This window comes from Sporanaerobacter acetigenes DSM 13106 (assembly GCF_900130025.1).
GTDB classification, from domain to species: Bacteria; Bacillota; Clostridia; order Tissierellales; family Sporanaerobacteraceae; genus Sporanaerobacter; species Sporanaerobacter acetigenes.
On sequence record NZ_FQXR01000003.1, the window covers coordinates 258,748 to 274,100 of the forward strand.

At 31.5% G+C, this 15,353-nt stretch carries 17 protein-coding genes; all 17 read right to left on the reverse strand.

All coding sequences use genetic code 11. The features are described from left to right. Positions 1-13: 13 nt before the first annotated feature. Entirely contained in the window at positions 14-478 is a 465-nt protein-coding gene (gene ybeY, locus BUA21_RS03590) for an rRNA maturation RNase YbeY (RefSeq protein ID WP_072743300.1), read from the reverse strand. Beyond that, complete coding sequence (locus BUA21_RS03595) at positions 479-2,593, reverse strand: HD family phosphohydrolase (RefSeq protein WP_132996115.1); 2,115 nt, start codon at positions 2,591-2,593, stop codon at positions 479-481. Positions 2,594-2,617: 24 nt separating this feature from the next. Further along, positions 2,618-3,538 carry a PhoH family protein gene (locus tag BUA21_RS03600; RefSeq protein ID WP_072743446.1) on the reverse strand — a complete coding sequence of 307 codons (921 nt, stop codon included), beginning with the start codon at positions 3,536-3,538 and terminating at the stop codon, positions 2,618-2,620. Between the two features lie 53 nt (positions 3,539-3,591). After that, entirely contained in the window at positions 3,592-4,776 is a 1,185-nt protein-coding gene (yqfD, locus tag BUA21_RS03605; RefSeq protein WP_072743301.1) for a sporulation protein YqfD, read from the reverse strand. A gap of 11 nt (positions 4,777-4,787) precedes the next feature. After that, positions 4,788-5,066 (reverse strand): sporulation protein YqfC, encoded by a 279-nt coding sequence (gene yqfC / locus BUA21_RS03610; RefSeq protein WP_072743302.1) that lies wholly within the window; start codon positions 5,064-5,066, stop codon positions 4,788-4,790. A gap of 103 nt (positions 5,067-5,169) precedes the next feature. Next, positions 5,170-5,598, reverse strand: coding sequence for a hypothetical protein (locus tag BUA21_RS03615; protein ID WP_072743303.1), 429 nt, complete (start codon positions 5,596-5,598; stop codon positions 5,170-5,172). Between the two features lie 19 nt (positions 5,599-5,617). Beyond that, positions 5,618-6,604, reverse strand: coding sequence for a flotillin-like protein FloA (gene floA, locus BUA21_RS03620; RefSeq protein WP_072743304.1), 987 nt, complete (start codon positions 6,602-6,604; stop codon positions 5,618-5,620). Further along, the gene (locus BUA21_RS03625; RefSeq protein ID WP_072743305.1) at positions 6,594-7,352 is read right to left on the reverse strand and encodes an NfeD family protein; all 759 of its coding nucleotides are present in this window, start codon (positions 7,350-7,352) and stop codon (positions 6,594-6,596) included. Before BUA21_RS03625 ends, floA begins: the two co-directional genes overlap by 11 nt. A gap of 80 nt (positions 7,353-7,432) precedes the next feature. Then, entirely contained in the window at positions 7,433-7,876 is a 444-nt protein-coding gene (locus BUA21_RS03630; protein ID WP_072743306.1) for a GatB/YqeY domain-containing protein, read from the reverse strand. 12 nt (positions 7,877-7,888) lie between these two features. Next, on the reverse strand, positions 7,889-8,071 hold the full coding sequence (gene rpsU, locus BUA21_RS03635) for a 30S ribosomal protein S21 (protein ID WP_072743307.1): 183 nt from the start codon (positions 8,069-8,071) through the stop codon (positions 7,889-7,891). A 112-nt stretch (positions 8,072-8,183) separates the two neighbouring features. After that, positions 8,184-8,528, reverse strand: coding sequence for a histidine triad nucleotide-binding protein (locus BUA21_RS03640; protein ID WP_072743308.1), 345 nt, complete (start codon positions 8,526-8,528; stop codon positions 8,184-8,186). Positions 8,529-8,576: 48 nt separating this feature from the next. After that, entirely contained in the window at positions 8,577-9,881 is a 1,305-nt protein-coding gene (mtaB, locus tag BUA21_RS03645) for a tRNA (N(6)-L-threonylcarbamoyladenosine(37)-C(2))-methylthiotransferase MtaB (protein WP_072743309.1), read from the reverse strand. Between the two features lie 10 nt (positions 9,882-9,891). Continuing rightward, entirely contained in the window at positions 9,892-10,626 is a 735-nt protein-coding gene (locus tag BUA21_RS03650; protein ID WP_072743310.1) for a 16S rRNA (uracil(1498)-N(3))-methyltransferase, read from the reverse strand. Position 10,627: 1 nt separating this feature from the next. Then, positions 10,628-11,575: a 50S ribosomal protein L11 methyltransferase gene (gene prmA, locus BUA21_RS03655; RefSeq protein ID WP_072743311.1), complete on the reverse strand. Its 948-nt coding sequence runs from the start codon at positions 11,573-11,575 to the stop codon at positions 10,628-10,630. Positions 11,576-11,685: 110 nt separating this feature from the next. Beyond that, entirely contained in the window at positions 11,686-12,813 is a 1,128-nt protein-coding gene (gene dnaJ, locus BUA21_RS03660) for a molecular chaperone DnaJ (RefSeq protein ID WP_269844713.1), read from the reverse strand. Positions 12,814-12,881: 68 nt separating this feature from the next. After that, positions 12,882-14,717, reverse strand: a complete 1,836-nt coding sequence (gene dnaK, locus BUA21_RS03665) for a molecular chaperone DnaK (RefSeq protein WP_072743312.1) — start codon at positions 14,715-14,717, stop codon at positions 12,882-12,884. 29 nt (positions 14,718-14,746) lie between these two features. Further along, the gene (gene grpE, locus BUA21_RS03670) at positions 14,747-15,316 is read right to left on the reverse strand and encodes a nucleotide exchange factor GrpE (protein ID WP_072743313.1); all 570 of its coding nucleotides are present in this window, start codon (positions 15,314-15,316) and stop codon (positions 14,747-14,749) included. Between the last annotated feature and the right edge of the window lie 37 nt (positions 15,317-15,353).

Genomic DNA, 15,353 nt, shown 5'->3' on the forward strand with positions numbered 1-15,353 from the left:
TAACCACCTTGTTTTATTCGTTTTTAAATATTTTTAAAGTTTTCATGACACTCTTTTCTTTTTCTCTCATAACTTTTTTATCTTCATTTGTCATATGATCATATCCAAGAAGATGAAACATACTATGAGCGGTTAAATATGCTATTTCTCTTTCAAAAGAATGTCCATATTCTTTTGATTGCTCTAGAGCACGTTCAAGAGATATAACAATATCACCTAAAAGAGGTGTAAAAAGTCCCAAAGAATCTTCTTCCATAGGAAAAGAAAGCACATCCGTAGGAGAATCTACATTTCTATACTCTCTATTTAATTCTCTGATTTCTTCATTGTCCACAAAAGAAACACTCACTTCCACATCTATAGAATATCCCTCTTCTTTTAAACATTCTTCTATGACCTGATTTATAATACCTTCAATAGCTTCAATTTTTTCGTCTATTTCTATTTTATCCTGTCTATTGTCTATATATATATCCATCTATATCTCTCCTTTAATTTCCCCTTTTACTTCATTTATATCAAGCTTGGGATATTCTATTCTATCATGAAATATTCCCAAGAGTACAGTACAAAAAATATTGGCGATTGTATTTAAATCTTTCAAAGTCAAATCGCATTCTTCAAGTTGTCCATCTTCTAATTTCCCTTTTATAATATTTCTGACCATTTCTTCTATTTTCCCTTTGTTAGGTTCCTTTATAGATCTAACTGCAGCCTCCACTGAATCCGCTAACATTATTATAGCTGCTTCTTTGGTCTGAGGCTTAGGACCTTTATATCTGAAATCCTCAATTTTTACATTTTCATTATTCTCACCTTTTAGTGCTTTATAATAAAAATAAGCTACTATTGTATCCCCATGATGCTGGATTATTATATCCTTTATTTCTTTAGGCAAATCGTACTCTTCTGCCATTGCTAGTCCATCTTTAGTATGATTTGTTATAATAAGTGTACTAAGGCTTGGATTTAATTTATCGTGAGGATTTTCAAATCCAAACTGATTTTCTTTAAATAAATAAGGCCTTTTTAGTTTTCCTATATCATGATAATATGCTCCAACTCTTGCTATAAGTGGATTTGCTCCAACTTCTTCTGCAGCTGCCTCACTTAAATTTCCTACCAGCACACTGTGATGATATGTCCCAGGAGCCTCCATAAGCAATTTTTTTAGAAGGGGCTGGTTTGGATTAGAAAGCTCTAACAATTTAAGGGGAGTTAATATTTGAAATACATTTTCCCATAAAGGCAATGTACCTATAGTTAAAACTGCACAAAAAATCCCATTTAATATGCCATATCCACTCTTTATGAGAGTATCTAAAATATCTGCTTTTTTTACAAGACCAAAAGATACTATAGTCAAAACATTTACAATTCCAACTACTAATCCATTGAAAAAAATATTATATCTTTGGGAAGCATTTATAACACTAAAGGCCCCTATGCTTCCTCCAATTAATAACATAGCTACTACGCTTTCATCAACCTTTAAAATAATTCCAATTAAAAAAGCTAATATAGCATTTATTATTAAAGCCAATTTTGGATTTATAATAAGAGTAATGAGCATAGCAGCTGTAGAAACAGGCATTATATATGGTGAAATACTATATACTCCTTCAGATATAAGAACTATACTTATAATTATAATATCTAGTATGATTAACTTTGAACTTGTGAAAACTTCCCTGTTAAAATGATACAAATATAGACCAATTACAAATTCTACCAATAGAATGATGATCAATGTACCTATTATAGTACTTAAATCATATCCTTCTTTTTCTTTTAAAAGACCAGAATCCTTTATAAGTTCATATGCATTTGCATCGATTCTATCGCCTTTTCTTACAATTATTTGATCTTCTTTCACTATAACCGGCTCTACACTTTCAGCTACCTCTAATTTTTCTCTTTGAGTAGCCTCCATGTCTAAAAACTTATTTGGTTCTATAGTAGATTCTATAAGAACCATACCTAGTTCCTTTTCTTCTTTGGACATATCTAATGTTTTAAAAATACTTTTTACATTTTCCATTTCATATTCTAATTCTTCTTCTTTTATACCTGCACTCATTATTTGATTTATAATATCATATATAGCATTTTCTAAAGAATTTAATTCTTTATTGTCTATTCTCACAGCTATATTAAAATATTTTGGCTGCAATTTTATATTTGATTGTTCTTCAAGCAAATTAGCTTTCTTTGTGTTGCTCATATTGTCATAAGCTTTTACATCTTTTACAAGACCAAAAAAAACTCTAATATCATTTTTCATTTTCATCTGAACAGATGGATTGACTCTAAATCTAGGGTCAATCCTTTCCATTGCCTCGTTTTTTAACCTTTGCGTAGCACTTTTATCTTCTATATCTTTAGTGGCTCTAATTTCATAAGGAGATACATCTCCTACTCTCACCTTTACTTTCTTTGGTTCTATATTGTCAATAATTGTAAAGAACAAAATCAATGTAAAAACAATCTGCAATACTACAATACCGACCTTCTTGTGTTCAGAAAAATATGAAAACATTCTTTTAATTTTAGGTTTTTTTCTTCCCTTGTCTTTAATTTTCTGTTTCATCATGGGATAACCCCCCCAACAAAATATCTACTCAACATTTTTTTCATATTTATCATAAGCTTCTATTATTTTTTGTACCAATGGATGTCTTACAATATCTAATTTTGTTAAATACACAAAATCTATACCATTTATTCCAGAAAGTATTTTGGTTACAGTCTTAAGACCTGAGGATTTTCCACGAGGTAAGTCAATTTGAGTTATGTCCCCAGTAATTATAGCTTTTGAACCAAATCCTAATCTTGTTAAAAACATTTTCATCTGCTCATTTGTAGTGTTTTGTGCTTCATCAAGTATCACGTAAGCAGAATCCAATGTTCTTCCTCTCATATACGCTAGTGGTGCTACTTCTATAAGCCCTTTTTCAACAAACTTTCCATAAGTTTCAAAACCCATTATATCAAATAGTGCATCATATACAGGTCGTAAATATGGATCTACTTTTTCTTGTAAATCACCTGGCAAAAATCCTAGATTTTCTCCAGCTTCTACTGCAGGCCTCGTCAAAATTATTCTATTAACTTCCTTATTCTTAAAAGCATTTACTGCCATAGCCATAGCAAGATAAGTCTTTCCAGTACCTGCTGGACCAATTCCAAATACTATATCATTATTTTTCATAGAATCAATATATCTTTTCTGACCTAGAGTTTTAGGTTTTATACTCTTTCCAGATGCAGTGATACATATAGTTTCATCCATCAATTCCTTTACCTTTTCTTCTTTTCCTTCATAAATAAGTTGAATAGTATACATTAGCTCTTGTTTTGCAAGTTTACCTTGTGCTTTTATTATTTCAATTAATTTATATATAAGTCTATCTACCAGCATAACTGGAATTTCTTCACCTATTATTTTTATTTCTCCACTTCTCAAGAGAATTTCTACACCAAATTCACTTTCAATTATCTTTATATTTTCATCAAATTTGCCAAATAGCTCAAACATAACATTTTCATCCTCTATAGCAATGATTTTCTCCGTGATGTCTTTGCTCAAAACTAATCCTCCCTATTATAAATTATTTGCTTTTCTCCGATGTCTTCAATAACTTCTATAATCACTTGTGTTATCAATTTATTACCATCTATATCGTATTTTACATCTTTAGATATTACTTGACTGTCTTTAGGTAATACCTTATTTATTTCTTGTACTCCCAATACTTGAGTTGAACGTTTCAGTGAATCTATATTTTGTTTTATCTTCTTTATTTCAACCTCTCTATATTCATAGCTTACAATTTGTATAGGTAAAAAATCTATTATACTCTTTGTATTCTCAAATACTATATACTCTCTAAAAGGAATTTCTCCTTCTATAATTTGTATTCCTTTTTCTCCAAATTTCAACTCTTTTCTTGTATAAACCTCACCAGTCTCCTCTTTTATTTCTTTTTCGATAGTTTCTTCCATCGTATATGCATATCTAGTGAGAGCTAATACTTCTCCATCTGAATGAACAAGTATATTTTCTTCCATAGACTCATCTTTTATAATTCCAGTTATTAATACTTGACCTTTTTCTACTACCTGTCCTTCTTCTACAATATTTTTCCCATTTCTTGCAATAACCTTTTTTATAACTCCTTTTTTCTTAGCTACAATATTGCAAGGAGTTTTGGTGTCTATTTTTTCAGGTGGTAAGTCTTGCTCTTTTACATCTATAAAAAGTTTAGTTCCCTTCATTTCAACTGAAACAAAAGAAAACTCACCAAACTCATCAAAAATTTGGTTCCTTATATTTTCAAAGTCTATATTATACTTCATTTTGCCTGAAGAAATATCTATGCTATTTAAAAAATTTATGATCTCCTCATCCTTAATCTTTTCATTTCCTGATATTTCAATACTCCATATAAATGAGGATAAAAATATTATGAGTGCTATAAATATTATAAACCCAATTCCAAACATTTTTCTCTTTTTAATTTTCCCTAACAGAAAAGGAAAACCCCTTTTATCAACTATATAAACCCTACAGCCTACAGCCTTTACAACCTCTTTTAAGGCTTTAAATCCCTCTAAACTTACCTTTCCTTCAATAACAGTATATTCAATTCTTTCTATATCCCAAAGGTATATATCCTTGTTTAAAGCTAAGTTTAAAAATTTCTCAAGAGTAAGTCCTTCCACTCTAATAATAACATATCCTCTAAAATAATTCCATATTTTTATAGCTAGCATATATACACCCCTTAGTATAAAAATTCAAGCTTTTCTATAAGCCCCGAAATAATTATCTCTTCTGAAAGAATAGTTTTTAGACACATGTCAGAACCAGTCATTTTAATTACTCCAGAATTTGTATTGATTCTTATAGTTTCTTTTGTATATTCAATAATACCTTTGTGATTAGTAACAAGTATTTGCATATTCCCTATCATGGTTATCTTGGGCAAATCCATGACTATTTCTTTCGGTAGCTCAAATATATCTGAAATATTTGATTTTATATTATCAACTTTATTTTTCACTTAAAAAGCCCTCCTTCTTATTTAAATTTATGCTTAAAATAAAAGAGGTATTACAAAATAAAGAGTATGTAGTCTTTGTACTTGACTAACATACTCTTTATTTTTAATAAACTTTATTTTGTCTACATTTTGGTTCTGATAATATTTCTTTCATTACTATCCCTTTAACAATATCATTTTTAGTAAATTCACCTAATACTTGTGATTTTTCTTTGGCTTCTTTGCTTTCTTTTTCTACATCAATATTTTGTACTTTAACTTCATCAAGCTCATATTCCGAGTCTAGATATCTGTAATTTTCATTAGTTTCTCTTCTTTCTTCAAATAAAGATTTTCTTTGTTTTTCTTTTTCTGCAGTTAAAGGTACTTTTTTTTCTTTTTTCTTTGTATTGTATTTTTTCATGTCAGACTTAGATAAAGTATTTGATTTAGTACCCTTAGCCATTTCTATTTTGCTTTTTTCTTGAATACTTTTGATTATTATAGGTAGTAGAAAAATAAAAAATATAGCTAAAATATCGGAAATGTCCATATTAACACATCCTCAAAATTTATTCTTTATACTCATCTTCTTTAGTCATTTTAGAAATAGAACTTCTCATATCTGTATCAGCTAATAAATTTTTCATATTGTAATAATCCATAAAACCAATTTTTCCTTCTTTAAGTGAAACTGCCAATGCAAGTGGTACTTCTGCCTCTGATTCTACTACTTTTGCTTTCATAGCTTGAACTTCTGCTTTCATTTCTTGTTCTCTTGCTACAGCCATAGCTCTTCTTTCTTCTGCCTTAGCTTGAGCAATTCTTTTATCAGCTTCTGCCTGATCCGTCTGCAATTTAGCTCCAATATTTCTTCCTACATCTACATCAGCTATATCAATGGAAAGTATCTCAAATGCTGTGCCTGAATCTAGTCCTTTATCTAATACAGTTTTGGATATACTGTCAGGGTTTTCAAGCACTTCTTTATGGCTGCTTGAACTACCTACTGTTGTAACAATACCCTCTCCAACTCTGGCAATAATAGTTTCTTCACCAGCGCCTCCTACTAACCTTTCAATATTAGCTCTCACAGTAACTCTAGCTTTAACCATAACTTCAATACCATCTTTTGCTACCGCAGATATCACTGGTGTTTCAATGACCTTAGGGTTTACACTTACTTGCACTGCTTCTAATACATTTCTTCCAGCTAAATCTATAGCAGCTGCCCTCTCAAATTCCAATGGAATTTCTGCTCTTTGAGCTGCTATCAATGCATCTACTAAAACATTTACATTCCCACCAGCTAAATAATGTGCTTCCAACTCATTTACGCTTATATCTAATCCAGCTTTTGTTGCTTTAATCATTGGATTAACAATTCTTGAAGGTACAACTCTTCTAAGTCTCATACCTATCAAATTCGAAATGCCTACTTTTACACCTGAAAAGAAAGCCGTTATCCACAATCCTACAGGAACAAAAGTAAAAAACAATATTACCAGTAAAACAATAAGAATTGTAATTCCTATAGTAAATCCTAAACTACCTGTCATTTTCTAACCTCCTCACAATAATTTTTGAGCCTTCCACTTTTCCTATTTTTATCTTTGAACCTTTACTTATATAGTTTCCCTCTGATAGTGCATCCATTCTTTTTCCTTCTACCTCTATTATTCCACTTGGTCTCAATTCTGTTATAGCTATACCTTCTTTTCCTAAATATTCAATTTTAGAATTTGCACTTGTATATCCTTCCTGATTTTTCTGCTCTGTAGAAAGTACTATTTTGTCAAAATAGGGTTTCTTATGACCATATTTTACCAATATAACTGTGATAATAGCGGTGATAATAATAGAAATACTTACAGCCATTAAAGCGTTTTGTAGGGAATTCATAGCCAATACTAATCCTATGACCACAAGAATTATGCCGCTTATCCCAGGTAATCCAAACCCTGGAACCATTCCTTCAACTATTAAAAGTATCATACCTGCAACAAATAAAATTATAGAAGTCCATTCTGTATTCCCTGCCATCATATTGCCACCAAAAAATAATCCAAATGAAATAATACTTATGATGCCACCAATTCCAAATCCAGGAGTAAATATTTCTATCATCATTCCAATGAAACCAAGAGTTAATAAAATTGTACTGACATAAGGATTGGTGATTATTTTGACTATTTTCATTTCTGTTTCTGTAGAATTTGTATTTCCTTCACAATAAGATAGTGAACTAACAAAAATCAAGATAATAAATACTGTCAATAAAATTTTCCACACTTTTCTCTTTTTCATATTATCACCTCCTCGTTACTATTATTATATTATCTAATAACTAAAAATACAATAAAAAACCTAGGTAATTAAACCTAGGTTCATTTCAAGTATTTTCTTGCAATACTATTCACCATGCTACCATCAGCTTTACCTTTGATCTTAGGCATAACTGATTTCATAATAAGTCCAATATCTTTTATGGATTTAGCATCTACTTCTTTTATTGTTTCCTTGACTATTTCTTCAACTTCTTCTTCTGTCAATTGTTTAGGCAAATATTCAAGTAAAATTTCCATTTCTTTTTTTGTCTGTTCAACTAAATCTTCTCGTCCACCTTTTTCAAAATCCTGTATAACATCTCTTTTTTCTTTTACTTGCTTAGCTATAATATCTATAATATCTTCATCAGTTAGTTCAATTCTTTCATCGACTTCTCTTTGCTTGATACTTGCTCGCACCATTGTGATAGTATTTTTCCTCAAGGTGTCTTTATTTTTCATTGAAGATTTCATATCTTCCATAAGTTTCTCTTTTAGAGACATACTTCCACCTTCTTAGTATCTACCTTTGTTTTTTCTTCTAGCTGCTTCAGATTTTTTCTTACGTTTCACGCTAGGCTTTTCATAGTGTTCTCTTTTTCTAACTTCAGCCATAACACCTGAACGAGCACATTGTCTTTTAAATCTTTTAAGTGCATTGTCTAGTGATTCGTTTTCTCCGACTCTAATTTCTGCCATCTATTTCTCCCTCCCCTCATCCACTGCAAGAGTACCTACTACACTATATGCAGTAAGCGGAATTCGGCACTAGATTATTATACATTATATGTGGAATTTATGCAACTAGATTTTAACCTGGTGGCCATAACAATTGTCTTCCACCTAATACGTGGAAATGAAGATGTTCTACTGTTTGTCCTCCATATTCACCACAATTATTTATAATCCTGTATCCTTTTTCATCTAGTCCTTTTTCCTTAGCTATTTTCTTTATAATCAATACAATATGACTAATAATAGATACATTGTTTTCATCAATTTCTTTTATAGAAGAAATATGCTCTTTAGGAATAACCAAAAAGTGGACAGGAGATTGTGGGTTTATGTCATTAAAAACTATGACTTTGTCATCTTCATAAATCTTATCTGTTGGTATTTCTCCATGTGCAATTTTACAAAATATGCAATCATTCATCCCATTCACCTCCTAATACCATTCTAATTATTATATTCTACGTGAAAATTAAAATTCCTCTATTTCTCCAATTAAATTTTCATCATCTAGCTCAGTTATTTTCACAGTTAATATCCTTCCCTTATATTCCTCTTTAAAAGGAGCTTTAACCCTTACATAGTTTGTAGTATAGCCTTCTATAAAACTTGGATCTTTTGATTCTTCTTCAAACAATACTTCCATAGTCTTTCCTAATAAATTCTTGTTAAATTTAATAGAAAGTTCTTCTCCCAAATTAATTAATTTTTCACTTCTCTCGTGTTTTATATTGCCATCTACTTGATTTATATATTTACTAGCAGGGGTCCCCTTTCTCGGAGAATATTTAAACACATGAATTCTAGAAAAATTTATTTCCTTGACAAAATCACAGGTCTCTTCAAATTCTTTTTGCCCTTCTCCAGGAAATCCCACTATGACATCCGTAGTAATTCCAGCATAAGGCATATACTCTCTTATGAGTTTTACAATATTTCTATACTCTTCCGTTGTATATTTTCTATTCATCCTCTTTAGAATGGTATCTGAACCACTTTGTAGGGATAAATGGAAATGATCACAAACTTTTGGCATCTTAATTACACTTTCCATAAACTCTCTATCTATGAGTGTTGGTTCAATAGAACTAAGTCTTATTCTTTCAATACCTTCAATTTTATTTACTTCTTTTATAACATCTAGTAAACTGATGTCTCCTAGATCTTTTCCATAACTGGCTACATGAATACCTGTAAGGACTACCTCTTTAAACCCAGCTTGTGAAAGCCTTTCCGCTTCACTTATTATATTCTCAAGTGTTCTACTTCTAATAGGCCCCCTAGCATAAGGTATGATACAATATGAACAATACTGATTGCAGCCATCTTGTATTTTCATATACGCTCTAGTCCTTGATTTAATTTCTTCAATCTCTAATTCCTCGAAATTGTTAAGCATTCTAAAATCCTTGACCATATTTATCTTTTTCTTTTCTTCTTTTGCTTCTTCACACGACTCTACAATTTTTCTTTTATCACTTGTACCAATTATAACGTCTACATCATTCATTTTTTCTATTTCTTTTGGAGCTACTTGAGCATAACATCCTACCACAGCTATGATAGAATCATGATTGAGCTTCTTTGCTCTTCTAATAAATTGCCTAGATTTTCTATCTCCTAAATTGGTTACAGTACATGTATTTATAACATATACATCTGCATACTCATTCTCACCGACTATCTGGTATCCACGTTTTTCAAATAGCTCTTCCATAGCTTCTGTTTCATATTGGTTTACTTTACAACCTAGTGTGTGAAATGCAACTTTTTTCATTTAACCACTCCTAAATATCTCCTAATTCATATAATAATATTGACATAGCCACCAATCCTGCAGTTTCTGTTCTGAGTATTCTGGGCCCTAAAGAAACTATATTGCTACCAATACTTCTAAGTTCTTCAATTTCTCTTTCTTCAAATCCACCTTCTGGACCAATAATGATATGAATTTTTTCTCCCTCAATATTTTTCATAACATCCTTTAAATGAACTGTTTCTTCATCCTCATAGGGCACCAGAATGTTTTTTTCATCTTTTAGGGAAGATAGCATGTCATTAAATGAAATAATGTTTTTAACTATTGGTATGCAATCTCTCTTGCTCTGTTTAGCTGCTTCTAAAGCTATTTTATTCCAACGTTCTACCTTTTTATTTTCCTTTTTTATATCATTTATTTTTACGACAGTTCTATCAGTAATCAAAGGATATATCTCCGCAGCTCCCAATTCAGTAGCTTTTTGAACTATAAAATCCATTTTGCTACTTTTAGGAAGTCCTTGATAGAGAACTATATGAATTGGAGGTTCATTTTTACTTTTAAACTTTTCTTCTATATTCGCAAGTATAATGTTCTTTTCTATACTATGTATTTGACATAAATACAATATGCCTTTAGATACTACCTCTATACTATCTCCTACTTTTAATCTAAGAACATCTTTTATATGTTTTACATCTTCCCCTACAATTGTTATAAGATTTTTATTGACTTGATTTTCTTGTACAAAAAATCTATTCATATTACTCATCCTTTTCAAGCTTTGATACTATGCAAGCCCAACCGTTCATTTTAGATATTTCTAAAACTTTGAATCCCTCTTTTGAAAGAGCATCCACTACCATATCTATTTTTTCTATTATAATTCCTGAGGATATAAATATACTATCTCCTTTTAAATATGGAGTTATATCAGATGTTAAATCCACAATTATTTCTGCAATAATATTTGATACTATTATATCAGCTTTTTCATCTACCACATCTAACAAATTTCCTCTTCTTATTTCAACTACATCAGAAACTTTGTTTAGTTGAACATTTTCTTTTGAAACTTTTACGGGAAGTTCATCTAAATCTACTCCAATAACCTTTTTCCCGCCCAATTTTGCTGCTGCAATACTCAATATACCACTGCCACAACCAATATCAAATATAGTGGACTCTGGCCTTACATGTTTTTCCAAGGCTCTAATGCACATAGTAGTAGTTTCATGGGTTCCCGTTCCAAAAGCCATTCCTGGGTCTAATTCCACTATTATTTCCCCTGAGCTTTCTTTATATTTTTCCCAGGTAGGTTTAACCACTATTTTTTCTCCTATTTTTTTAGGTTTATAATATTTTTTCCAAGATTCCGCCCAGTCTTTTTCGTAAACCTCTGTCGTAGTTACTTCTCCCAATCCTTTGTCTAAATTATATTGAGGGATTTTTTCAACATTTTGCTTTATAAGTTCTATTTTATCTATTAGATCTTCACTTTCTGGAAAATATCCTTTTATTATTACTCCTTCAAAATCTTGTTTTAGAAGATTTGGATCAATATAATCCCAATCGTCCTCATTTTTAGCAAAAGCTAATACATCATTTGGATCTTCAATGGCAAGACCTCCAACTCCTAATTCATACAAAATGTTGGCTACAGCTTCTTCCGCTTCAGTAGTTGTCTTAATCTGTACTTCTATCCATTTCATATGTTTTCACATCCTTTTAAGATTAAGTAAATTCCACATTATTATACCCCATTTTGGGCTTAAAAAAAAGGGTTTTAAAAAACAATCACCTTTTCATAGGTGATCGTTCTTTAATTGAAGGCATCTTTCATTTTGTCAAAGAAACCTTTCTTTCCTCCTTTATAACTATCTCCACTTTCCTTAGCAAATTCGATTAAAATTTCTTTTTGTTTTTCTGTAAGTTTCTTCGGTACTTCTACTTCTACTTTAAAATAAAAATCTCCTTTTCCATATCCTCTAACATTCTGTACACCTTTGTTTTTAAGTTTAAATACTGTTCCAGTTTGAGTACCTTCTGGAATGTCATATTTAATAGGCCCTTCCAATGTAGGAACCTCTATTTCGGATCCTAAGGCTGCTTGAACAAAAGAAATAGGAATATCACAATGTATGTCATTTCCTTCTCTTCTAAATATATCATGTTCTCTGACATTTATATAAATATATAAATCTCCTGAAGGTCCCCCTCTTTCCCCTGCATCTCCTTCGCCTTTAATAGATATTATAGAGCCCGTATTTACTCCTGCCGGAACCTTTACTTTGATTTTTTTGGAGTTTTTTACTTTACCTGTTCCACCACAAGTTGTGCATTTGTCTTTAATTATTTCACCAGTGCCGCCACATTCATCACAAGTAGCAACTCTTACAAATTGTCCAAAAGCTGTATTTTGTGCATACTTTATTTCCCCTGTTCCACCACATTTAGGACAGGTAGTTTTGCTACTGCCAGGCTTAACTCCAGAACCAGAACAAACACTACATTCATCAACTTTTCTTATCTGTATTTCTTTTTCTACCCCAAATACTGCTTCTTCAAAGCTTAAGTTTAGATTATGTCTTATATCTGCTCCTTTTCTTGGTCCCGCTCTCCTAGTTTGAGATGAAAATCCTCCACCAAAAATGTCAAATATATCGTCAAATATATCAGAAAAACCTGTAAATCCGCCAGTTTGTCCTTCTACACCCGCATGACCAAATCTGTCATATTTAGCCCTTTTTTCAGGATCACTCAACACTTCATAAGCTTCATTTAATTCTTTAAACTTTTGTTCCGCTTCTTCATCGCCTGGGTTCAAATCTGGATGATATTTTTTTGCCAGAGTTCTATATGCTTTCTTTAATTCTTCTTCTGTTGCATCTTTGGACACATTCAAAACCTCATAATAATCCCTTTTTTCCACTATTTCACCAACTTTCAATGCTATACTAAAGACATTTTACCAAAAATCAAAGCTAAATGAAACCATTTAGCTTTGATTTTCTTAAATTATTTATCATCATCATCTACTACTTCATAATCTGCATCAACTACATCATCACCATCATTTCCTGTACTTCCACTTGTGCCTTGTTGTTGCTGTTGTTGTGCAGCCTGTTCATATAGTTTTTGTGATATAGCATAAAACTCATTTGTCAATTCTTCAGTTTTCTTTTTAATATCATCTATATCATCACCTTCAAGTGACTTCTTCAACTCTTTCAATTTTTCTTCTACTTTAGCTTTTTCACTATCTGAAACTGAATCTCCCAATTCATTTAATGTCTTTTCTGTTTGATATACCAATGAATCTCCATTGTTCCTAACTTCTATTTCTTCTTGTTTTCTTTTGTCTTCCTCTGCAAATTTTTCAGCTTCTTTTACTTTCTTTTCAATTTCTTCATCACTTAAATTTGTAGATGCTGTAATTGTTATTTTTTGTTCTTTTCCAGTTCCCAAATCCTTTGCTGATACATTAACTATTCCATTGGCATCAATATCAAAAGTAACTTCAATTTGTGGAATTCCTCTTGGAGCTGGTGGTATTCCAGTTAATTGGAATCTACCTAAAGTTGTATTGTCCTTAGCCATTGGCCTTTCTCCTTGTAACACATGAATGTCAACAGCAGTTTGGCCATCTGCAGCTGTAGAAAATACTTGACTCTTCTTTGTTGGAATAGTAGTATTTCTATCAATTAACCTTGTCATAACTCCACCTAATGTCTCAATTCCTAAAGATAGTGGTGTTACATCTAATAGCAACAAATCTTTTACTTCTCCACTCAATACTCCACCTTGAATAGCTGCTCCTATAGCAACACATTCATCAGGATTTACTCCCTTGTGTGGATCTTTTCCTATAAGTCTTTTAACTGCTTCTTGAACAGCTGGAATTCTCGTTGAACCACCAACCAATATAACTCTATCTATATCTGATGGAGACAATCCCGCATCCTTTAAAGCCATTCTAGCTGGTTCAAGAGATTTTTCTACTAAATGAGCTGTCAATTCTTCAAATTTAGCCCTTGAAATATCCATATTCAAATGTACTGGGCCTGATTGAGTAGCTGTAATAAATGGCAAGTTTACATTTGTAGTCATAGTACTTGATAACTCTTTTTTAGCCTTTTCTGCTGCTTCTTTCAATCTTTGTAGCGCCATATTATCCTGCCTTAAATCTATACCATTTTCCTTTTTAAATTCTTCTGCCATATAGTCAATAAGTTCTTGATCAAAATCATCTCCACCTAAATGATTGTTTCCTCTAGTAGATATTACTTCAAACACTCCATCCCCGAGTTCAAGAATAGATACGTCAAAAGTTCCTCCACCTAAGTCAAATACCATTATTTTATGGTGTTCTTCTTCTTTGTCCATACCATATGCAAGGGATGCTGCTGTAGGTTCATTTATGATTCTTCTAACATTTAATCCTGCAATCTTTCCTGCATCCTTTGTTGCCTGTCTTTGACTGTCTGTAAAATACGCTGGCACCGTGATGACAGCATCTGTTACTTTTTCTCCCAAATAATTTTCTGCATCCATTTTCATTTTTTGCAAAATCATAGCTGAAATATCTTGAGGTGCATATTTCTTTCCATCAATATTTATACTGTAATCACTACCCATTTCTCTTTTAATAGATGCTATAGTCCTTTCTGGGTTTGTGATGGCTTGCCTTTTAGCAGTTTCACCAACTAGTCTTTCTCCATCTTTAGTGAAAGCTACTATAGAAGGTGTAGTTCTATTTCCTTCAGCATTAGGTATAACTACAGGTTCTCCACCTTCCATTACAGCAACACAAGAATTCGTAGTTCCTAAGTCAATTCCTATTATTTTTCCCATATAAATTCCTCCTTGTATACATATTTACTTTATTTTGCAACCTTTACCATACTAGGTCTGATAACTTTATCTTTTAATTTATACCCTTTTTGGAAAACTTCTATAACAGTTCCTTCCTCATATTCATCTGATTCTTCTTGAAATACAGCGTGATGATAATTTGGATCAAATTTTTCATGCAATGCTTCTATTTCTTCTAAACCATTTTCGTTAAGTACTTTTATTAATTGATTGTATATCATTTCCATTCCTTCATAAAATCCATCTTCAGTATCTGTTGAACTACTAAGGGCTCTTTCAAAATTATCCAACACTGGCAACATAGAGTTCAAGATATCTTCTGACGCATAACTATATATACTTTCTTTTTCTTTTTCAGCTCTACCTTTGAAATTAACAAAATCTGCCTGTAATCTTAAGAATCTATTATTTAGATCTTCCATTTCTCTAATCTTATTTTCCAGCTCATTTTTAAGTTTTTCTACTTCATTTACATCTTTTTCTTCCAGCTCTTCTGTACTTTCCACATTTTTCAAATCTTCATTCTCTATTTTTTCACCATGAAACTCCTCAGCAATCTTACCTTCCTTGTTCTCCATTAAATCACCTCTTATATCTGTTTTTGGTGCTACATAG

Bases quoted from the DNA above. Each gene is read 5' to 3' on its own strand.
- BUA21_RS03600 (WP_072743446.1), bottom strand. From the start codon at position 3,538: ATGTTTGAGCTATTTGGCAAATTTGATGAAAATATAAAGATAATTGAA.
- mtaB (WP_072743309.1), bottom strand. From the start codon at position 9,881: ATGAAAAAAGTTGCATTTCACACACTAGGTTGTAAAGTAAACCAATAT.
- grpE (WP_072743313.1), bottom strand. From the start codon at position 15,316: ATGGAGAACAAGGAAGGTAAGATTGCTGAGGAGTTTCATGGTGAAAAA.
- BUA21_RS03615 (WP_072743303.1), bottom strand. From the start codon at position 5,598: ATGGACATTTCCGATATTTTAGCTATATTTTTTATTTTTCTACTACCT.
- BUA21_RS03630 (WP_072743306.1), bottom strand. From the start codon at position 7,876: ATGTCTCTAAAAGAGAAACTTATGGAAGATATGAAATCTTCAATGAAA.
- dnaK (WP_072743312.1), bottom strand. From the start codon at position 14,717: ATGGGAAAAATAATAGGAATTGACTTAGGAACTACGAATTCTTGTGTT.
- BUA21_RS03625 (WP_072743305.1), bottom strand. From the start codon at position 7,352: ATGAAAAAGAGAAAAGTGTGGAAAATTTTATTGACAGTATTTATTATC.
- BUA21_RS03640 (WP_072743308.1), bottom strand. From the start codon at position 8,528: ATGAATGATTGCATATTTTGTAAAATTGCACATGGAGAAATACCAACA.
- BUA21_RS03650 (WP_072743310.1), bottom strand. From the start codon at position 10,626: ATGAATAGATTTTTTGTACAAGAAAATCAAGTCAATAAAAATCTTATA.
- yqfD (WP_072743301.1), bottom strand. From the start codon at position 4,776: ATGCTAGCTATAAAAATATGGAATTATTTTAGAGGATATGTTATTATT.
- prmA (WP_072743311.1), bottom strand. From the start codon at position 11,575: ATGAAATGGATAGAAGTACAGATTAAGACAACTACTGAAGCGGAAGAA.
- floA (WP_072743304.1), bottom strand. From the start codon at position 6,604: ATGACAGGTAGTTTAGGATTTACTATAGGAATTACAATTCTTATTGTT.
- BUA21_RS03595 (WP_132996115.1), bottom strand. From the start codon at position 2,593: ATGATGAAACAGAAAATTAAAGACAAGGGAAGAAAAAAACCTAAAATT.
- rpsU (WP_072743307.1), bottom strand. From the start codon at position 8,071: ATGGCAGAAATTAGAGTCGGAGAAAACGAATCACTAGACAATGCACTT.
- ybeY (WP_072743300.1), bottom strand. From the start codon at position 478: ATGGATATATATATAGACAATAGACAGGATAAAATAGAAATAGACGAA.